Genomic DNA, 18376 nt, shown 5'->3' on the forward strand with positions numbered 1-18376 from the left:
GGAGCGAAACCCATCGAGCGCCTCGTTACGAAACATGATGGGTTTCGCAAGTGCTCTACCCATCCCACGAGCTAATCCAAGTTGCCTTGGGCCTCCTGATCTGCATTCATCAACTTGCATTGGTCTCTCAACGCAAACCGGTGGCTTGAATGAAAACCGCACTTGTCTTCGGCGCATCCGGCTTCATCGGCTCGCATTTGCTGCGCGATCTCTTGGACAGTCCGGACTATTCGCGGGTTGTGGCGGTGGCCCGCAAGCCGCTGGCGGTGAGCGATGCGAAGCTCACGGTGCTGATCGGCGATCTCGCTTCCCTGCCCGCACTTAAATCCCAATTGGTTGCGGACGAGATCTTCATCGCGCTGGGGACGACGCGCAAGCACACGCCTGACGAGGCCGAGTACTACAAGATCGATCATGATTATCCGGTGTTGGCAGCCGAGATTGCCAGGGCGAATGGCGCGCGGTCGGTGTTTCTGGTCACAGCCGTTGGCGCCAACGCCGCTTCCAGCGTGTTCTATCTCAGGACCAAGGGCGAAGTTGAACGGGACATTCTCTCGCTCGATTTCGAGCACACGCATATTTTCCGCCCCTCAATGATCCTCGGCGCGCGCGACGAGGATCGCCCGCGTGAACGCCTCATCGCCGCGATATGGGGCGTGCTCAATCCGCTGCTCGTTGGCCCGGCCGACCGCTATCGCGGGCTCGCCGGCAACAACATCGCGCACGTCATCGCCAAAGCCGCGCGGCATCAAACCGAGAAGGTGCGTATCTATCATTGGAAGGAGATGGCGGCACTGCTTCGAACGTGATGCAGTGCGTAAGATGGGTTGAGCCCTTGCTGCACCGATGTCTGCAGGCGGCGTAACATCCGCCGTCCTATTCGTTCGACTTCATCGGAAAGGGCGAAGGGCGAGAGCGGTTGAAAGCTTGCGCCGCTGGACTGCACCTCCCGAATAACACAAGATAGTTGCAGTATCGGTGCACCAGATCGTCCGGGGCCAGGGTGAGCTGCGTGCACCGCAGTAAAATCTAAAAAACGGCAGGGAGGAACGATGCGGCGAAAAAGAAATGTGGCGCTTGATGATGCGATGGCTGGCCTAGGTCTAGTCGCGGCCATCATGGTCGTTGCGATCTCGCCGGCAAGCGCCGACAATTCGGCCAACATACCGCCCGCGCTCAAATGCGCTGACCTGACCGGCTGGAAGATGCCGAGTTCGACGGCAACAATCACCAAGGCCGAAGTAGTGCCGGAGGCGCCGCCGGGGACCGTGCAGCCGTCGCCGCCGGCGCCGGCCACAATATCGGTGGCGCTGCCGCCGAACTGCCGCGCGGATGGCGTGATCGATCAGCGCGTCGGCGTCGAGGGCAAGTCGTTCGCGATCGGCTTTGCCGTTGCCCTGCCCGATCGCTGGAACGGCCGGTTCTTGTTTCAGGGCGGCGGCGGTTTGAACGGCTCGATCCGGCCGCCGCTGGGTTACCACGCGGCCGGCGAGGTGCCGGCGTTGGCGCGCGGCTTTGCCGTGGTCTCGACCGATAGCGGTCATCAGGGCGCGGTGTTCGATGCCTCGTTCCTGAAGGACCAGGAAGCCGCACTCAACTTCGCCCATGCATCCGTCGGCAAGGTGACGATCGCCGCCAAGGCGATCGTCGCGCATTACTATGGCCAGCCCGCAAAGCGTTCCTATTTCACGGGGTGCTCGACCGGAGGCCGCGAAGGCATGCTGGCGTCGGCGCGCTATCCCGAACAATTCGACGGCATCGTCGCCGGCGCGCCTGCGATGCGCACCGGCAATTCCAATATCGGTCTCGCCTGGGCCAACGCTGCCTTCAGCCAGATCGCGCCGAAAGATCCGTCCGGCCAAGCCGGAGCCCGCCAAGACGTTTTCCGCAGGCGAGCGAAAGCTGATCACGAACGCGATCCTCGATGCCTGCGACGCCAAGGACGGCGCCAAGGATGGCCTGATCTTCGACGGCAAGGCCTGTCAATTCGATCCCGCGGTCCTCAGCTGCAAGGGCGACAAGACGGATGACAAGACGGATTCTTGCCTGGCGCCGCCGCAGGTCGATGCCTTGAAGAAAGCTTTTGCCGGACCGAAGAATTCACGCGGCACGCAGGTCTACCCGCCGTTCCCGTGGGACAGCGGCGTGGCAGCCGAAGGCGTTTCCATTCCCGGCATCCTGTCCACCGGCGCGCGCAGTCCGGTCGGACCGCCTGTCTGGGAAAGCATCAACGTCGATCAACTCGAAGACCGGGTCAACGCGAGCGGGATGGATCGCCTCACCAACACCGCCTACTGGACCAACCTTTCGAGCTACTTCGGCCGTGGCGGCAAGATTCTGTTTTACCACGGTGTGAGCGATCCCTGGTTCTCGGCGTTCGACACCGTGAATTACTACGAGCGCATGGCGGCGGATTCCGGCGGCATGGAATTGGTGCGGGAGAAATCGAGCCGGGCCTTCCTGGTGCCCGGCATGGGTCACTGCTCGAGCGGCGCAGCGCTCGATCGTTTCGATCTCCTCAGCGCCGTCGTGGACTGGGTGGAAGACGGCAAGGCGCCCGATGCGGTGGTCGCGACGGGACCAGCCTTTCCCAGCCGCAGTCGGCCGCTTTGCGCCTATCCGCAACATGCGCGGTACAAGGGCCAAGGCGATCCCGAGAGCGCGGCGAGTTTTGAGTGCAAGTAGGGAAGATCGACAGCGCGAATTGAGTGCACTGGCACACCGCTGGATTTCCAGCTTCCGGCGCACTTCGCTATCATCAACAACATCATCCACCCTTCGGCTGACGCTGCCAGGCGCGCAGCCTCCTCGGGCCGCGTTGCCTGCGTCGAGGTAGATTGCTTGGAAGGCGAAGGTTTGTGATTATACCTAGGTTCGGCGCCTCCTCCCCCAACCCCTCGGCGCCCAACAAGGCCCCTCAAGGGCTTTCTGTTGGACATGAGTGATCCGAGCAGACATCACTACATCCCGGCGTTTTATCTACGGCAATGGGCGACGAACGGCTTTCTGTGCGAGATGCGGAATATCCGGGGGAAGATCGTCTTGCACTCGAAATCTCCCGACGGCACCGGCTGGAAGAAGGACTTGTATAAGGTCGAGGGTGTCGCGCCGGAATTTACCCAGCACTTCGAACGCGTGTTCATGCACATGGTAGACTCTGGTGCCGCGAAGGCCATGCGAAGCTTCATTGGCGGGAATATGGACGTCCCAGTAACGGATCGGGATGCCTGGATCAGGTTCTTGCTCTCGTTGCTTTTCCGAAATCCTGAAGCGGTCGCAGAGATCACAGGCCAGGTACTCTCGCTTTATAGGGAGAGCGTTCAAAGGCTTCGTGAAAACCATGACGAACTTAGGCCGCCCGACTTCCCGCCCACCCTTGAGGAATTCGATGCGCAGACTGACCCAAATGCTGGCGCTATTGCCGCTTCGAACTTTCTCCAACAATTGATGAACCTTGAAGGCATCGCGAACCGGCTAGCACGGATGTCATGGGGGCGCCTGCACCTATCGAGATCGCGTCATGCCCTGCTAACCTCCGACCGGCCGCAGTGCCTTCCCATGCATTTCCAGAACACTTCTGTTGCGGTTGTTCTGCCCATCTCACCCCATATCGCCTTTACGGCCGCTGAGAACCCCTCCGCTTTGCAGGCACTGGCCCGAGGAGATCACACACAGATCGTCTTGCAGATTAACAAGCAGGTTGTGTCTCAGGCCCGCCAATACGTATGGGCTCTCGACGACAGCGCCGTCCGCTTTGTCCGAAAGCACATCAGTACTTTGCCCGACAGACAAGTTATTTCCGACCGCGCGCGACAGCTAGCACTCCAGCAGGCCCGCGGCGAGGCATGATGGTCAGTCGTCGTCTTTGGAAACGGCGCCTACATCTTCCGGCCGACATATCTTTCGGTGACAGTGCACTAAATCGACAGTGTTGGCCGCCGCGCACTGTAGGACTTTAGTGCGCTGTCACCGTAAGCCAGGCCGCGTGGAGCTATCGTGCCAGCCATAGAACAACGCATACAATGACGATGGCAGCGAGGAGCGCCATCCAGCCCTTCGCATCGAATTCGAAGAAAGGGCCTTTGAAGCGTAGCTGATGATCGGACATGACGCAGGTCTCCATTGAGATCGTGAGACCCGAATCATTTTCTTTCTGAGGAGATAATCTATTGCGCTCTGATTTGCAGCGTTGGCAAGAGTCTTCTGCAAATCGCCGCTTAGCCCTCCACCCAAAACACGAAACGGTGGATGGCGCGTGCAAAAGCCCCGTCTGCTTTCATGGGGGCGCCGTGGCTCATCTCCTAATCAAACTCGCCTCGCCATGGCGATGACCACAACGATCAGAACAGCAGCCCCGATCGCCCAGACACCGTCAGCGCTGATGCTCGCCCCCCAAAGATTGACCAGAAGTTTGTCCGACATTACGCAGCTCTCCATTTGAAAAATTGAAGAGCGAATCGTTCAGGGGGACTTTTCTACTTAGGCACATCCCGCCAAATCCGCGCAAAAAGGCTGGCACAGTTAAAGTGGTGATGTAGCGATTTCAAATAGTTAGACTGCAACACCGCACATGCGTTTTATGCGCCGTCGCTCGCTATGTGGATTAGTGTTTGATCTGGCAGGCGAATTCCAGTGTCATTTGCAGGAATCTTTACCGCCGTCAGTCATCTATTCGGTGCACGAGATGCTCCGGAAGGCCGCTGGCCAAGATTTTTTTCAGTACCGATACAGCAGAAGGCACACAACGAAGACGGCGGCACCGATGCCGGCCAGACCTTGCGCGCTGATCTTGATACCCCAGAAGCTGATCTCGAATTTATGGTCGGACATGGCATGGCTCTCCATTGATGATTCTTGAGAGCCGCTGGGGGATTTAGGTTTGTCCGCTGATTTGCCGGGAGATTCAAGGGATCGAGAGGCAGTCCCCACGATTTACCGATTAAACGTCTCGTTTACAGTGAGCGGAATCAAGGACTTATCGGGGGTGGTGCGGGAACTTATCCACAGCCTTTGAGCCGCTCTAACACTCGCTCGAGCCAGTCCGGCCGCCGCGGCGCCATGCCCTTGAACACAGCATGAGCCATAAAAATGTAAACCTCAAGCAAGGGGATCAATTTTATGCAGCGAGCCAAATGCTACAGAGAACTGCACTTTACGTCTGCAACAGCGCAACCACAAAAAGGGACGACTGGATGTTGATTAATGCTTTTCCGTGAGTAACGGGAACATTCCTTTCTCACCCAACCTGCAATCTGATCAGCGTATGCTTCACCCGGCCGGTGTTGAACGAACACCGCTCCCTGCGGGCACCTTGATGCAAATTCGGCGACACAAAGTTTGTACGAGACCTCGATCTTAACGTCTGGCTTGTCAAAGTACTGAAACGCCCCCCAAAGCCCTCCGATAATCGCAACGATGCCAGCTCCCAGGAAGCTTAGAGTGCCCCGCTTCTTTTCGTTTGTAATCCAATCAGACCACTTCGCTTGCGATACCTTGGACTTTTCCATTGCTGCCTCCCCGATGGGCGATTGATGTTGCTGTATACAACTTAACGGCGCAACGACAGCGGGAGAATGTAAGCTTTGCCCCCGAAGGGGGAATTCTCAGGCTTACTGGCCCACCCGCTGCCTCACTGAGTCCTTCAAGCCGATCGCTGGGCTAAACTCGTGAGTAAAACGTAAGTCCATTCGATCCAGACGAAAGCGCCACCGAATTTTTACGGACGAACTTCTAATTCAGCGAGCGTGCCGCCGAGCGCGAGATGCTGGTTCACCCAAGCAGGCTTGCTGCCCCTGCCTGACCCTGTGTTCTCACCTTTTCGGCTTCGCAGGAGTCGATCTAAGAGGCATTGGCTTGCAATGAGAGCACCGAGGCGTTCTGCCTGGCTGGAAAGCCCGCGCTGTCGGTCTGCCCCCCTTTGGGAAAGTCGTGCATTCACTTGGTCGCGCAGTTCGGCGAGTAGTTCGATGGTCATGGAATCGATTTGCATAGCGTCCTCCTAAGATGAGGAAGCACTCACGCAATCGAGAACGCAAAGGGGCACAGGGTGGCGCGCAATTGTCGCGCAAACCCCTGCACCCTGCTGGAATTTGCTGCTATTTGTTGCCCCGTCGTGCCGAAACGAGCGGAAATTCTTGCAACGTTCTAAGAAGGATAAAACCCATGCGATACCTCCACACCATGCTGCGCGTGCGCAATCTCGATGTCGCGCTGAAGTTCTATGTTGATGCTTTCGGCTTGAAGGAGGTGCGGCGGATCGAGAACGACAAGGGGCGGTTCACGCTGGTGTTCCTGTGCTCGGCGGACGATCTCGAGGCCCTGAAGAAGCAGCCGCCGACGCGCGGGGCGCCGCTGGTCGAGCTCACCTGGAATTGGGACGAGGAGAAGTATGGCGAGGACCGCTTCTTCGGCCATCTCGCCTATGAGGTCGACGACATCTACGCCACCTGCGAGAAGCTGATGAAGGCGGGCGTCACCATCAACCGTCCGCCGCGCGACGGCAACATGGCCTTCGTCCGCTCGCCGGACCTGCACTCGATCGAGCTGCTGCAGAAGGGCGATCCGAAGCCGCCGCAGGAGCCGTGGGCGTCGATGCCCAACACCGGCCATTGGTAACGGCGCCGGCCGGAACAAGGCCCCTCGCCCGGCGTTCTCCTTTCACGAAACCGATTGGAGGAGGATGCGATGGCGAGAGGGCTGTTGCTTTGGATGCTTGGCGTGCCGATCCCGGTGATCATTCTGTTGTGGCTGTTCTTCGGCCGCTGAGCGTCAGTTTGAACTTTGCAAGGAAAGCTCCGCCGCGTGCGGAGCTTTTTGCATGACGGACGCGATGCAATCGCGCATCGCTCCGCGCGCCGAATTCCGCTATCACCCGCAGCAAGGTGGATCTGTAGCCCGGATGGAGCGCAAGCGTAATCCGGGACTGTCAGCCCTGGATTGCGCTTCGCTCCATCCAGGCTACGACACCGAACAATGCCGCGGGAGACGCTTCATGGCCGATACCAAGCTGACGATCTGGGGCCGCGCCAATTCGGTCAACGTGCAGAAGGTGCTGTGGTGCTGCACCGAGCTTGGCCTGGCTTACGAGCGCATCGATGCCGGCATGCAATACGGCAAGACTCGCGAGACCGATTATCTGGCGATGAATCCCAACGCGCGGATCCCGACGCTGGTCGAGGGCGACTTCGTGCTGTGGGAGTCCAACTCGATCATGCGCTATCTGTGCCTCGCGCATGGCCGCGGCACGCCGATCTATCCCGAGGCGCCGAGACAGCGCGCCTCGGTCGACCGCTGGCTCGACTGGACGCTGTCGACGGTGCAGCCGGTCGACCGCCCGGTGTTCTGGGGCATCGTGCGCACCGCGCCCGCCGAGCGCGACATGATCCAGGTGCAGCGCGATGCCGATGCCGCCGCCGAGGTCTGGGCCATCGCCGACCGCCTGCTCGCCACGCGCCGCTTCATCGAGGGCGACGCGTTCACGCTCGCCGACATCGCGGTCGGATCCTATGCGCGGCGTTGGCTCGGGGTCGAGGGCATCAGCCGGCCGGCGCAGCCGCACCTCACCCGCTGGCTCGCCGAGCTCGGCAAGCGGCCGGGATTTGCGCAATTCGTCGCACCGCCGATGTCGTGAGCACCTCGCGCGGGTCAAGCTGCGGCGAACGCGCGGGGAATCGGCGTTCCGGCGCGCTTGCGCGGCGTCACGGCCGCGCTTGACGGCTACTGTGCATGGGGTTGTTTTCGCGGTTTTGTTTCAGGCTTTAGCGCCAGCCGCGCTCGACCAGCAGCACGACGACGATCAGCACCAGAGTCACGGCAGCCGTGGCGAGCCGCGCGGTCCAGCTGAGGCCGCGGCCGACCCACCACAGCAGCGCGCAATACATCAGCACGGGGACGATGATGTCGAGCCGCACCAGATCCGCGGACATGGTCTTCAGCGCCGGATGCCGGCGTCGACGCTGGTCGAGCCGCCGAGCTTGACGCAAGTCCCGGTGCCCTCCGCCATCACGAAGCCCGGGCCATAGGCGGCGCAGGCGCCTGCCCGCACCTTGCCGGCCGTGCTGCCGTGTAGCGGCAGCGCCTTGCCCGCCTGCGGCGGCTCGGCAGGCGGCAGGCGCAGGCTCTCGGCCGCGGTCGCGGACGTGGCCAGCAAGGAGAGCAGGATGAGGAGCTGCGTGCGCATCGCCGCCTTGTAGCCCGGACCGGACCCGCGCGCCATCGGCGGCCGCGGCTAGAGGAACTTGACGCCGGCCGACTTGCCGCGGCGCCAGACCACCTGGCAGCTCCGCCCGGTGCGCGCATCGCGTGCAAAGGCCATCCGGATCACGCCGGGAAGCTGGCTCGCGTCCTCGTCGAGGGTGATCTTGGCGCCCGAATCCGAGATGTCCTGGACCAGGCAGTGCCGCGCGGCAAAGCCGCCGTCCAGCGTGATCCAGGCATGCTGCGACAGCAGCTTGCGGGCTGCGCGCTTCTTCGGCGGTGGCATCGGCAAAATCTCCCCGTCCAGCGCTACGCAGGGAACGCTAACAAACCGTTGAAATCGCCTCCGAATGATCCCGCACCCCGGGGCTATCCACCGGGCCCGAAAGACCGTTCCCGAACGGCTTGCCCGGGAGCGCAAAGGCCACTATACGTTCGCCCGCTGCAAGCCGCCGGGCCCTGTTCGGCCGGCCAGCGGCCGTGCCGGGACAATCGGCAGGGCCCTGCGTTTGCTCCCTTCGTCTATCGGTTAGGACGCCACCCTTTCACGGTGGAGAGAGCGGTTCGATTCCGCTAGGGAGCGCCAGCAAAATCAATCACTCAAAGATCCACTCTGCCGCCGTGTCCAACGTGTGGCCAATAAACCCGTGCGAACACCCATGGACGTGGGGCTCGATCGCCGCCCCGCTTCGCGAGCGTGAACCGGCGGGCCATCGTGCTTACCGCCTGAGCCCGGGGCGGTGCGTCATCAGCCGCGGCCGGTCGCGCCTCCTGTGCAACCTGCGGTCGCCGCGAGGCAAGCCGCCGGCATCGCTCATTTATTTTTTTTCGAAGCAGCCAGCGGCTACCCTGTTGCCGATTGAGTAGCAATCAGGAGGATTGGGCTTTGTGACCACGTGCTGGGGCGTTTCAACTCGTGGGCTCGACCACCCCCAAAGCACAGCAAGCAGGGCCAGACCCCCGAGGATCGCGAGCGCAACCATTTCAGGCGTGACGAGAGCGGGGCGCCGACAGAGCCCCTGGGGTGCAATCTGCTTCAACGAACACAACTCTGAACTGTAATAATCTAAACTGTAATAAAAATATCATATGTTAATTCCGGTTCCATTGCAAATGGCCGGTTGTTCCACGCGGAAATGCCCGAAACGAACGGCCCGCCAGCGTGAACCGGCGGGCCCTGCTCAATGGCGCTTCATTAGTGCGCTCCGCCAGGATGCGGTTGATCTCGGCCGTCACGATCAGCTGGTGCTCAGGCGTGAGCTGGGCATACCTCGCCAAAGGGCTCGCTCATCCCTCTGGTGCCCTCGGCGTTCGTCGATCGTCCTCTTGAAGCCCTTTAGATCGCCGTCGAGCATCCAGTCGACGTTGATCCCGTGCTTCCGGCAGTAGTCGCACAGCTCGGCGCTGGGCGCGGGACCGACCTTCGGAGCTCGCTCCAATCCCCATTCGATCGCGAGCCACAACAGGCGCCGGTTGTTGTTCTGCGCTGACGACGCGCCGTCGGCGTCGAGCCGCCCCAACGGTGTCCGGAAGCGTAGCCGCCGACGCTTGGCGGCGTTGCGGCGCCGCGTGATGCCCGCGCGGGTGATGGGCTTCTCCTTTGCCACTGCCCGCGGACCTTCCTGAGCTTCGTTTGTGCCTTGTCGATGTCTATTTTTACGAAGGTGGACGGCCATGGACCTATTCTCATCTCTTTCACGGTGGAGAGGGCGGTTCGATTCCGCTAGGGAGCGCCATAGGCGCAAAGCCGCCGCGGCAGCGTGAACCTCCTCGCCCCGTCTCCGACCAATGTCAGGTCGTAACCGGTCGAGGCCCATGCCGCAGCTCAAAGCCGACATTGCAGACGCATCGCAGATGCCGGCGCTTCCCACATGGCTGCGCCACCCGCGCCAGCATGCGCCGGACCGGCGCGCCAAGATGCTGGCGCACATGGCCCACCTCCAATCACTGCCGGAGCGCCAAGCGGCGTTGACGCCGCCCTCGCCGGAGCGGTCAGGCCAGGCCGTCGCTGACATTCTCGGCGATGCCTTCGGCTACATCGTGCTGTTCGGTGTCATCGCCCTGCTCTTCCATTCGCGCGTTCCGCTCTACCTCGGTGCCTTTCTCTTCCTGACCGATGGCGAGCGCATCGAAAGCGCGCTGGCAAGCATCGGTATCCGCCTCGAGCCCGAAATGATCGGCCAAGACCTCGTCAAGCGCTTTGTATTCTGGTTCGGATGGTTCGCGTTGCTCGGCCCCCTGAAAGCCTCGGTTCCCGCCTGGCTCGCGTCTTGGCTGCCTCCGACCCAATCATGGTCTTCCCTGGCCGGCATTGCCATTCTGCTCGCCCTCGTCGAAGCATTGACCGGGCTCGCGCTGCGGCGCGCATTGCCGCGCCTGCGATGGGAGATCCGTCCGAACGGACTGATATGGACGATGATCCAGTTCGCCTTTGCCGCATTGGCTATCCTGGTGCTGTTCGGACCTCGCTAGCCGTCGCTTATGCCGCGCTTCCCGCTGCTCTGCCGACCCGCGCCATTTACCGAAAATTCACCCCAGCTATTAGGCAGCAGTATCATTTGCTTAGAATTTGCTCGCTACCGTGGAACTACGGCAATCACCCGACCCCCCGGTCAGCGCTCATGTCCGTCGCAGACTTCCTGAGGCAGCGAGCAGTGGATGTTACGGTCAGCGGCAGCTACTCGCTGCCCCGCTGGTACGATTGCGAGGGCAAGCTCCGCAGCTTCGCCTGCCGCACCAAGCGCGTCTCGCCGTTCCGGATGATCGTGGATGTGCCCGTGGTCGGCAAGGTCGGCGAGCGCTTGACCTCCTACTTCGAGGATTTCGGCGAATTCCAGGGCACCATCAGCGCGACGCTGAAGGCGGGCTTCCTGATGGAGCTCGAGATGACGCGGGCGCGGCGCGCCTGGATGTCGGAAAAGCTGACATGGCTCGAGAAGAAGCAGAAGGATGCCAGCGTTCGGGAGCTGCGGCGTGACGCGCGTTTCGTTCCGCAAGTCTCGCACACCGTGCTGACCCTCGCGGACGGCAGCTGCCATCCGTGCTTCATCATCGACGTCTCGACGGCCGGCGTCGCGGTGTCCTCCGAGTATGATCCGGTGGTCGGAACCCCGCTTGCGGTCGGCGCCTGTGTCGGGCGGGTGATCCGCAAGTTCGAGCACGGCTTTGCGGTCAAATTCGCCGAAAAGCTGGACCGGGACGACCTCGTCCGCCTGATCGTCCGCGCGCCCTTGCTGAAGTCGGCCTGAATTCGCCGCCCTATAGCGGCCCCAATGCCGGATCAGCTTTTGCAGGTCTGTGCCTCGGGCCGGACGTCATTTTGCAGACTTGCGATCGGGGGACCGAATGGCAGTCGACAAGATCACCTGGGACAGGGTCGGCCGGGTCACCGAGCCCGGACGCTACATGTACACGTTCGGTTGGCTCACCATCACCGCCGGCGATCTCGAAATCTGGAAACGATACCCGCGCGCCGCGTTCACGCTGCTGGCGCAGCGTTCCGGGTCACATGAGTCCGCCGGCGAGGAATTCCATCTCGGCGCCTTCGACGTCGCACCCGACGCGCCGCCCGCGATCACGACGCACTGACTAGACTAAGGCCAGCAGCCGGCACGCTGCGCAGATGCGCCAGGAATCGAGGAATCCCGCGCATTTCCTTGAGCTCGCTTGCAAATCTCGATCCGCAGCGCACCGGGCAATCGTTGCGGTGACTGGCGAGCTTCTGCCATCATGCGATTGATTGCGCTCGTATTCTACTCCCCACAATGAGCCCGGATGAACGGCAGCAGTCGCGCGCGTTCAGGGAGCCGACAGCCGGTGCATGACACATGGTCGCATCGGAGAACGTAGATAAGCGGATCAAGGGAACCTATTTTCGGCGCCAATGTACCTGATCGAAGCGCTCCCCACCGTCGTTGGAACTGCCGCTATCGCCCCGGCGCTGCTGTTGCTCTGGCTCGTCATCGCTGCCGAGGAACGCCCGGGGCCGCCGGCCCAGGTCTGGACCGCATTCCTGTTAGGGGCGGCGAGCATTTCGCTCCTGGGCCTCGCCCGCGCCCCCTTCGCCAAGATGATCGCCGCCCCCGACGATCCCTGGGCGGCGCTGGCGATGCATTCGATCTTCGGCGTCGCGCTGCCCGAGGAAGCCGTCAAGGTGCTCGCCATCGTGCTGGTCTCCTCGACCAAGCGACGCACCTTTGCCAATCCGATGGACACCGTGGTCTACGGCGCCGCGGTCGGCCTCGGCTTCGCCGCCTACGAGAATCTCGCCTACCTGGTCCAGCACGCCGACATGTGGCGCTCGCTTGCCGCGCTGCGCAGCGTCCTGACCGTGCCGTTCCACGGCGCGCTCGGCATCATCGCCGGCGCCTACCTGACCATCGCGCGCGCGGGCACGGCGCTTGGCGCAAACCGCCACCATCGCGATTGGGCCCGTCTCTCCAGCCGGCTGCTGATCTTCGGTGGCCCGCTCGCGCTTCATACGGCCTTCGACTTCCCGCTGCTGACGCTCCAGCGCATGCCCGATCTCGATCCGACACTCCGCATGTGGTTGGGCGCTGCGAGCCTGTTGATCGGCTTCGGCTCGATCGCCTTCGCCATCCGCCTGGTCCGGCGCGTCGCGCGCCACCACGCGCCGCGAACCGATGTCGCGCGCGAGCGGCTCAGCCAGTTGCGCCGGATGTGGGCGCTGCTGCTCGCCGGCGGCGGCATCGGGTTCGTCGGGCTCGCCTTTGTCCTGACCTCGATCCATCACTGGCTGATCAACCCCGAGCGCAACCTGACGCTGGCGCTGATTCCGATCGGTTTCGTCTCGATCCTGCTCGGCCTTGCGCTTCTGATTGTCACATCGGCGATCTACATTCTCGGCCGCAACCGCATTCGCACCAACGCGGAAGGCTTTTCGTCGGCGCCCGGCGGCACTTGATCCAACGCATGGCGAACGCGCGACAGGCCCACTAAATTGGGACGCAATCCTCTCGTTCCGGAGCCAGACGATGACATCGCCCGAGGAATTTGCCCGCCTCCAATCCGAGATGAACCAGACGGTCAAGGCGCACTGGAAGGCTTTTCTGTTCGAAGGGATCCTGCTTGTCGTCCTCGGCATTGCCGCGCTCGTCCTGCCGCCGCTCGCCAGCCTTGCGACTGCGATCTTCCTCGGCTGGATGTTCCTGATCGGCGGCATCGGCGGACTGATCGCGACCTATTGGGCGCGCAGCACGCCGGGCTTCTGGTGGTCGCTGATCTCGGCTGCGCTCGCTGTGCTCACCGGCCTGCTGCTGCTGGCCCGGCCGATGCAGGCCGTGCTGACGCTGACCATCGTGCTCGGCGCCTATTTCCTCGCCGAGGGCGTCGCCACCATCATGTACGCGCTAGAGCACCGCCGTGAGCTCAGCGGCCGCTGGTCGTGGCTGCTGATCTCGGGCCTCGTCGACATCGCGATCTCGTTCATGGTGATCACGGGACTGCCGAGCTCGGCGGAGTGGGCCATTGGCGTCCTCGTCGGCATCAACCTGCTGTTCGGCGGCGCCACCCTGATCGGCATGGCGCTGGCGGCACGCAATGGCAACACCTGAGGCGCCTCGTCGCTCCACATTCTGATTGGGGGGTGACAAGGCGCCAGCGGCACGCTATATGGCCTTCCATGATCACCGTCGCCACCAGCTATTTTTGGTACTTTAGCTACGACAGCTCGCTGGCGGCGGGAGGATCGCGCTCAATCTGAAACATTGCAGCAAACGTCCGAACAGCCGCCAGACCCTGGCGGCTTTTTTGTTGGCCGGCAGGTTCTAAAACAGACAGGAGCCCGCCGTGCTGAGCACGACCGACGATCTTCGTATCCGCGAACTGAAAGAGCTGAGCACGCCGGAAGAGGTGATGCGGGAAGTCCCGCGCACGCTCACCGCGACGCGTGTGGTGATGGCCGCGCGCAACGCCATCCATGCCATCCTGAGCAATCAGGACGACCGCCTTCTGGTCGTCGTCGGCCCCTGCTCGGTGCATGATCCCAAGGCGGCGCTCGACTATGCCGAGCGGCTAGCAAAGCTTCGCGAGGATCTCGCCGATCAGCTCGAGCTCGTGATGCGGGTCTATTTTGAGAAGCCCCGCACCACGGTCGGGTGGAAGGGCCTCATCAACGATCCCGACCTCGACGGCAGCTTCGACATCAACAAGGGGCTGCGGCTCGCGCGCAACGTGCTCGCGGCGGTGAACAATCTCGGCCTGCCCGCCGGCACCGAGTTCCTCGACATGACCACGCCGCAATACATCGCCGACCTCGTCTCCTGGGCCGCGATCGGCGCGCGCACGACCGAGAGCCAGATCCATCGCGAGCTGGCTTCGGGCCTGTCCTGCCCGGTCGGCTTCAAGAACGGCACCGACGGCAATGTGCGGATCGCGGCCGATGCGGTGAAATCAGCCTCGCATCCCCATCATTTCATGGCCGTCACAAAGCTCGGCCGCTCGGCGATCGCCTCGACCGCCGGTAACGAGGACTGCCACATCATCCTGCGCGGCGGAGCTGAACCGAACTACGACGCGGCAAGCGTTGCGTCGGCCTGCAACGAATTGACCAAATCCGGCGTTGCCCCGCTGGTGATGGTCGATGCCAGCCATGCCAATTCGAGCAAGAAGCCGGAGAACCAGCCGCTGGTGATGGCCGATATCGCCCGTCAGATCTCGGGCGGCGAGAGCCGCATCATGGGCGTGATGATCGAGAGCAACCTCGTCGCCGGCCGGCAGGATGTCGTACCGGGCAAGCCGCTCACTTATGGGCAGAGCATCACGGACGGTTGCATTGACTGGGCAACGACGTCGAAGACGCTCGAGCAGCTCGCCGACGCGGTCGAAATCGGCCGCAACATCCGGCGCGCCGGACTGCACGAGCGATCAGCCTGACGGATGGCCGAGCTTGGGATGGCTCATTCCTCACCTCTCCCCGACGGGGAGAGGTGAAAGCCTCAGCAGCCGCGGCAGATGCTCTTGATCTTCTTGTCGAGCGCCTGGTTTTCCTTGCTGAGCGGATCGTTGGGATCGCTCAGATTCTTCTCGCTAGGCACATCGCTGGCACGCGGCTGGCGATGACCGACCGGCGCCGGCAACACCGACCCGGACGATGCGCCGCTTGAGGTCGATCCCTTGGAGCCGCCGGTCTGCGCAACAGCCGCGCCGCCAAGCAAGACCACGAGCGATACTGCCAGCATGATCTTCGTCATGTCCATTTCTCCATTCTCAAATCAGCGTCCAAGCCCAGCACTCAAGTCAGCGTCGATGCCATCGCCACTCATGCCTCGGGCGGATAGAGATGAACGTCGCCGCAATAGTCGACGATACGATAGCGCGTTTCTGATTCCGCTTCACTTGTCTCGTTTGCGGTATTTTTCACCGCCGACACGTAATTCGGACCCACCGGCGACTTGCCGGCACCGCCGGGAATGTCGATGACATAGTCCGGCTGACACAGGCCCGACACCCGCCCGCGCAACTGCCGCATCAAGGCCTGCCCCTCTGCCAACGTCGTGCGCAGATGCGCCGTTCCCGGGGCGAGATCGCCGTGGTGCAGATAATAGGGCTTGATCCGGCATTCGACGAAAGCTCGCATTAAATCCGAGAGAGCGGCGATGTCGTCATTGACGCCGCGCAAAAGCACGGACTGGCTCACCAGGGGAATTCCAGCATCGACGAGCCGCGCGCAGGCATCGCGCGCGGCCCTCGTCAGTTCGCGCGCGTGATTGGCGTGTACCGCGACCCAGGTGGCCGCGCCCGCAACCTTCAGGGCTGCAACCATCTCCGCGCTGACGCGCGCGGGTTCGGCCGCCGGGACACGGGTGTGGAGACGGATGATCTTGACGTGATCGATGGCCGCAAGATCGGCCATGATCTCGCTCATCCGCCGGGGCGACAGCATCAGAGGATCGCCGCCGGTCAGGATCACTTCCCAGATCTCGTCATGCGACCGGATGTAGTCGATCGCGGTGCGATAGGCGCTCTCCGACAGCGCATTCTCCTTGCCGGGCCCGACCATCTCGCGGCGGAAGCAGAAGCGGCAATAGACCGCGCAGACGTGCACGAGCTTGAACAACACCCGGTCGGGATAGCGGTGCACGATTCCCGCCACCGGCGAATGCGGGTGATCGCCGATCGGATCGGCATTCTCGCCCGGCTGCGCCTCGAGCTCGGCCGAAACAGGAACGAACTGCCGCGCGATGGGATCGTCGGGATCCGTCGCGTCGATCAGCCCGACCAGATCCGGCGTGATCGCCACAGCATAGCGCGCGGCGACGCGTTCGAGCGCCGGCAGCGCCGATGCGGGGACCAGGCCCTCGGCTACCAGCTCGGCAGGGTCGCGCAGAGTGCGTGCAAGGTTCGTCTTTGTCATCTCTCATCCGCAGGCGGTGTCCACACCACCTGATCAATTCGTGTGGCGCCGCTCGCCAGCATCACCAGCCGGTCGAAGCCGAGCGCGACACCGCTCGCCTCCGGCATTGCGGCGACCGCCGCCAGAAAATCCTCGTCGAGCGGATAGGCTTCGCCGTAGCGGCGCTGCTTCTCCGTCATGGATTCCGTGAAGCGTTTGCGCTGCTCCCCGGCATCGGTCAGCTCTCCAAAGCCGTTGGCGAGCTCGACGCCGCAGGCATAGACCTCGAAACGTTCGGCGACCCTCGGATCGTCCGTCTTCACCCGCGCCAGCGCCGCCTCTGGAGATGGGTATTCGAACAGGATGGTCAAACGCCCCTGCCCCAGATGTGGCTCGACGTGTTCGACCAGCACCTTGCTGAAGATGTCGGACCAGGTGTCATCCTCGGCGACACGGACCTTCCCGGCTGCCGCCTCGGCGAGCGCCGCACGGTTACCCTCGCCGCCCGAGATTGTCGACAACAGGTCGACGCCGGCGAACTGCGCGAAGGCGCCCTCGACCGTCAGGAGCTCCGGCTCGGCGAAGGGATCGGCGGTTCGGCCGCGGAAGGAGAAGGTCCCAATCCCGGTCGCCTGCGCCGCCCGGGCGATCACGACGACGCAATCGGCCATGATGGCATCATAGGGCGCTCCCGCCCGGTACCATTCCAGCATGGTGAACTCGGGCAGATGCAGGTCGCCGCGCTCGCGGTCCCGGAACACCCGTGCGAACTCGAAAATCCGCGTCTCGCCCGCCGCCAGCAGTTTCTTGCAGGCGAACTCGGGCGAGGTGCGCAGGTATCGGCTGGCCCGGCTGCCGTCGGGCCGCATGATCTCGGTCCTGGGGGCGTGCAGATGGGTCTCGTTGCCCGGAGAGACCTGGAGAACGGAGGTTTCGACCTCCACAAACCCCTGTTCGGCGAAAAAACCCCGCAAAGCTCCGGTCACGGCGGCCCTGGCCTGGAGGAACGGCCGTCGGTCGAGGTGGCGCGCGGGCGACCAGGACGGCGACATCGGCTTGTCCCCAGCCATCAACCGACCGCCCCGGCCGGCAGCAAAATGCTGGCATCCAACGGCAAAATCAGTATGTTGCGGCCCAAAACGGGTGCCGAGGTCCGGTTTGAGGCCCCAAGTCCCCCAGCAATTCGACCACGTCCTGGCTGGTGCCGGGCCAAGCAAGCAGGAAATACAGCTTTGAGAGTCATCGCCAGTTCTATTCGCAAGGGCAACGTGATCGAGCAAGACGGCAAGCTCTATGTCGTCGTGAGCGCCGAGAACATCCATCCCGGCAAGGGAACCCCGGTCAGCCAGATCGAAATGCGCCGAATCTCGGACGGGGTAAAGATCTCGGAACGCTACAAGACCACCGACCAGGTCGAAAAGGCCACCATCGAAGAGCGCAACTACACCTTCCTTTACGAAGATGGCGATGGCTACCACTTCATGAACCCCGAGACCTACGACCAGGTTCAGGTTTCCAAGGACGTCGTCGGCGACGCGGCCGCGTATCTTCAGCCGGACATGACCGTCAAACTGTCGATGCATGACACCAATCCGGTGTCGATCGCACTGCCGCAGCGCGTGACGCTGGAAGTGGTGGAGACCGAGCCGGTGACCAAGGGCCAGACCGCCTCCTCCTCCTACAAGCCGGCGGTGCTGTCCAACGGCGTGCGCACCACCGTGCCGCCGCACATCTCGGTCGGCACGCGCATTGTGGTGATGACCGAAGACGGCTCCTACTCCGAGCGTGCTAAGGACTAAACGAGCCATCGAGGATCGGAACAGGTAC

The 18376-nt window shown here is 62.7% G+C and carries 21 protein-coding genes and 1 tRNA gene; 14 read left to right on the plus strand and 8 right to left on the minus strand.

The features are described 5' to 3' along the window. The first annotated feature begins 149 nt into the window (after positions 1-149). From I6F24_RS08340 to I6F24_RS08350, 4 genes are all read left to right on the plus strand, one after another. Positions 150-809, plus strand: a complete 660-nt coding sequence (locus I6F24_RS08340) for an oxidoreductase (protein WP_225149583.1) — start codon at positions 150-152, stop codon at positions 807-809. Between the two features lie 279 nt (positions 810-1088). Then, positions 1089-2030 (plus strand): tannase/feruloyl esterase family alpha/beta hydrolase, encoded by a 942-nt coding sequence (locus I6F24_RS37750; protein WP_346656903.1) that lies wholly within the window; start codon positions 1089-1091, stop codon positions 2028-2030. After that, positions 1918-2685 carry a tannase/feruloyl esterase family alpha/beta hydrolase gene (locus tag I6F24_RS37580; protein ID WP_346656906.1) on the plus strand — a complete coding sequence of 256 codons (768 nt, stop codon included), beginning with the start codon at positions 1918-1920 and terminating at the stop codon, positions 2683-2685. Before I6F24_RS37750 ends, I6F24_RS37580 begins: the two co-directional genes overlap by 113 nt. A gap of 252 nt (positions 2686-2937) precedes the next feature. Then, entirely contained in the window at positions 2938-3849 is a 912-nt protein-coding gene (locus I6F24_RS08350) for a DUF4238 domain-containing protein (RefSeq protein ID WP_225149582.1), read from the plus strand. 1867 nt (positions 3850-5716) lie between these two features. Here I6F24_RS08350 and I6F24_RS08355 read toward each other — a convergent pair. After that, positions 5717-5989, minus strand: a complete 273-nt coding sequence (locus I6F24_RS08355; protein ID WP_225149581.1) for a hypothetical protein — start codon at positions 5987-5989, stop codon at positions 5717-5719. Positions 5990-6162: 173 nt separating this feature from the next. On the opposite strand from I6F24_RS08355, the gene I6F24_RS08360 reads away from it, so the two are divergent. Together I6F24_RS08360 and I6F24_RS08365 are read left to right on the plus strand one after the other, a co-directional pair. After that, entirely contained in the window at positions 6163-6615 is a 453-nt protein-coding gene (locus I6F24_RS08360; RefSeq protein WP_025036157.1) for a VOC family protein, read from the plus strand. Between the two features lie 376 nt (positions 6616-6991). Beyond that, entirely contained in the window at positions 6992-7630 is a 639-nt protein-coding gene (locus I6F24_RS08365; RefSeq protein ID WP_225149580.1) for a glutathione S-transferase, read from the plus strand. 127 nt (positions 7631-7757) lie between these two features. Here the strand turns inward: I6F24_RS08365 and I6F24_RS08370 are convergent, their stop codons facing one another. The 3 genes from I6F24_RS08370 to I6F24_RS08380 are packed head-to-tail and all read right to left on the minus strand — an operon-like array spanning position 7758 to position 8482. Beyond that, the gene (locus I6F24_RS08370; protein ID WP_225149579.1) at positions 7758-7925 is read right to left on the minus strand and encodes a hypothetical protein; all 168 of its coding nucleotides are present in this window, start codon (positions 7923-7925) and stop codon (positions 7758-7760) included. Positions 7926-7930: 5 nt separating this feature from the next. Continuing rightward, positions 7931-8179, minus strand: a complete 249-nt coding sequence (locus I6F24_RS08375) for a hypothetical protein (RefSeq protein WP_225149746.1) — start codon at positions 8177-8179, stop codon at positions 7931-7933. 48 nt (positions 8180-8227) lie between these two features. Beyond that, complete coding sequence (locus I6F24_RS08380) at positions 8228-8482, minus strand: PilZ domain-containing protein (RefSeq protein WP_212473128.1); 255 nt, start codon at positions 8480-8482, stop codon at positions 8228-8230. Positions 8483-8707: 225 nt separating this feature from the next. On the opposite strand from I6F24_RS08380, the gene I6F24_RS08385 reads away from it, so the two are divergent. After that, positions 8708-8782 (plus strand) — tRNA-Glu (locus I6F24_RS08385). A 652-nt stretch (positions 8783-9434) separates the two neighbouring features. Here the strand turns inward: I6F24_RS08385 and I6F24_RS08390 are convergent. Beyond that, positions 9435-9803, minus strand: coding sequence for a hypothetical protein (locus tag I6F24_RS08390; RefSeq protein ID WP_225149578.1), 369 nt, complete (start codon positions 9801-9803; stop codon positions 9435-9437). 247 nt (positions 9804-10050) lie between these two features. On the opposite strand from I6F24_RS08390, the gene I6F24_RS08395 reads away from it, so the two are divergent. The 6 genes from I6F24_RS08395 (at position 10051) to I6F24_RS08420 (ending at position 15090) form a co-directional block, all read left to right on the plus strand. After that, positions 10051-10668, plus strand: coding sequence for a hypothetical protein (locus tag I6F24_RS08395; RefSeq protein ID WP_225156221.1), 618 nt, complete (start codon positions 10051-10053; stop codon positions 10666-10668). Positions 10669-10817: 149 nt separating this feature from the next. Next, positions 10818-11444 (plus strand): pilus assembly protein PilZ, encoded by a 627-nt coding sequence (locus I6F24_RS08400; RefSeq protein WP_057029114.1) that lies wholly within the window; start codon positions 10818-10820, stop codon positions 11442-11444. 97 nt (positions 11445-11541) lie between these two features. After that, positions 11542-11784 (plus strand): hypothetical protein, encoded by a 243-nt coding sequence (locus I6F24_RS08405; RefSeq protein ID WP_036022964.1) that lies wholly within the window; start codon positions 11542-11544, stop codon positions 11782-11784. 295 nt (positions 11785-12079) lie between these two features. Then, complete coding sequence (locus I6F24_RS08410) at positions 12080-13120, plus strand: PrsW family glutamic-type intramembrane protease (protein WP_035999770.1); 1041 nt, start codon at positions 12080-12082, stop codon at positions 13118-13120. Positions 13121-13190: 70 nt separating this feature from the next. Further along, positions 13191-13769, plus strand: coding sequence for an HdeD family acid-resistance protein (locus I6F24_RS08415; RefSeq protein ID WP_109143872.1), 579 nt, complete (start codon positions 13191-13193; stop codon positions 13767-13769). A gap of 235 nt (positions 13770-14004) precedes the next feature. Beyond that, the gene (locus I6F24_RS08420) at positions 14005-15090 is read left to right on the plus strand and encodes a 3-deoxy-7-phosphoheptulonate synthase (RefSeq protein WP_036022961.1); all 1086 of its coding nucleotides are present in this window, start codon (positions 14005-14007) and stop codon (positions 15088-15090) included. A 62-nt stretch (positions 15091-15152) separates the two neighbouring features. Here I6F24_RS08420 and I6F24_RS08425 read toward each other — a convergent pair whose 3' ends face one another. The 3 genes from I6F24_RS08425 to epmA form a co-directional block, all read right to left on the minus strand. Beyond that, positions 15153-15407 (minus strand): hypothetical protein, encoded by a 255-nt coding sequence (locus I6F24_RS08425; protein ID WP_035999808.1) that lies wholly within the window; start codon positions 15405-15407, stop codon positions 15153-15155. Between the two features lie 68 nt (positions 15408-15475). Then, a complete protein-coding gene (locus I6F24_RS08430; protein WP_036022960.1) occupies positions 15476-16570 on the minus strand; it encodes a lysine-2,3-aminomutase-like protein in 1095 nt (364 codons plus the stop codon). Continuing rightward, positions 16567-17619, minus strand: coding sequence for an EF-P lysine aminoacylase EpmA (epmA, locus tag I6F24_RS08435; protein WP_225149577.1), 1053 nt, complete (start codon positions 17617-17619; stop codon positions 16567-16569). Before epmA ends, I6F24_RS08430 begins: the two co-directional genes overlap by 4 nt. 162 nt (positions 17620-17781) lie before the next feature. On the opposite strand from epmA, the gene efp reads away from it, so the two are divergent. Next, a complete protein-coding gene (gene efp, locus I6F24_RS08440) occupies positions 17782-18348 on the plus strand; it encodes an elongation factor P (protein ID WP_028136595.1) in 567 nt (188 codons plus the stop codon). Positions 18349-18376 lie beyond the last annotated feature (28 nt).

Origin of the sequence: Bradyrhizobium sp. BRP23 (assembly GCF_020194135.1) — a bacterium.
Classification (GTDB): Bacteria; Pseudomonadota; Alphaproteobacteria; order Rhizobiales; family Xanthobacteraceae; genus Bradyrhizobium; species Bradyrhizobium yuanmingense.

Excerpts from the sequence above, each read along its gene's own strand:
- I6F24_RS08340 (WP_225149583.1), top strand. The coding sequence starts at position 150 with ATGAAAACCGCACTTGTCTTCGGCGCATCCGGCTTCATCGGCTCGCAT.
- I6F24_RS37750 (WP_346656903.1), top strand. The coding sequence starts at position 1,089 with ATGGCTGGCCTAGGTCTAGTCGCGGCCATCATGGTCGTTGCGATCTCG.
- I6F24_RS08350 (WP_225149582.1), top strand. The coding sequence starts at position 2,938 with ATGAGTGATCCGAGCAGACATCACTACATCCCGGCGTTTTATCTACGG.
- I6F24_RS08355 (WP_225149581.1), bottom strand. The coding sequence starts at position 5,989 with ATGCAAATCGATTCCATGACCATCGAACTACTCGCCGAACTGCGCGAC.
- I6F24_RS08360 (WP_025036157.1), top strand. The coding sequence starts at position 6,163 with ATGCGATACCTCCACACCATGCTGCGCGTGCGCAATCTCGATGTCGCG.
- I6F24_RS08365 (WP_225149580.1), top strand. The coding sequence starts at position 6,992 with ATGGCCGATACCAAGCTGACGATCTGGGGCCGCGCCAATTCGGTCAAC.
- I6F24_RS08370 (WP_225149579.1), bottom strand. The coding sequence starts at position 7,925 with ATGTCCGCGGATCTGGTGCGGCTCGACATCATCGTCCCCGTGCTGATG.
- I6F24_RS08375 (WP_225149746.1), bottom strand. The coding sequence starts at position 8,179 with ATGCGCACGCAGCTCCTCATCCTGCTCTCCTTGCTGGCCACGTCCGCG.
- I6F24_RS08380 (WP_212473128.1), bottom strand. The coding sequence starts at position 8,482 with ATGCCACCGCCGAAGAAGCGCGCAGCCCGCAAGCTGCTGTCGCAGCAT.
- I6F24_RS08395 (WP_225156221.1), top strand. The coding sequence starts at position 10,051 with ATGCCGGCGCTTCCCACATGGCTGCGCCACCCGCGCCAGCATGCGCCG.
- I6F24_RS08400 (WP_057029114.1), top strand. The coding sequence starts at position 10,818 with ATGTCCGTCGCAGACTTCCTGAGGCAGCGAGCAGTGGATGTTACGGTC.
- I6F24_RS08405 (WP_036022964.1), top strand. The coding sequence starts at position 11,542 with ATGGCAGTCGACAAGATCACCTGGGACAGGGTCGGCCGGGTCACCGAG.
- I6F24_RS08410 (WP_035999770.1), top strand. The coding sequence starts at position 12,080 with ATGTACCTGATCGAAGCGCTCCCCACCGTCGTTGGAACTGCCGCTATC.
- I6F24_RS08415 (WP_109143872.1), top strand. The coding sequence starts at position 13,191 with ATGACATCGCCCGAGGAATTTGCCCGCCTCCAATCCGAGATGAACCAG.
- I6F24_RS08425 (WP_035999808.1), bottom strand. The coding sequence starts at position 15,407 with ATGACGAAGATCATGCTGGCAGTATCGCTCGTGGTCTTGCTTGGCGGC.
- I6F24_RS08430 (WP_036022960.1), bottom strand. The coding sequence starts at position 16,570 with ATGACAAAGACGAACCTTGCACGCACTCTGCGCGACCCTGCCGAGCTG.
- epmA (WP_225149577.1), bottom strand. The coding sequence starts at position 17,619 with ATGGCTGGGGACAAGCCGATGTCGCCGTCCTGGTCGCCCGCGCGCCAC.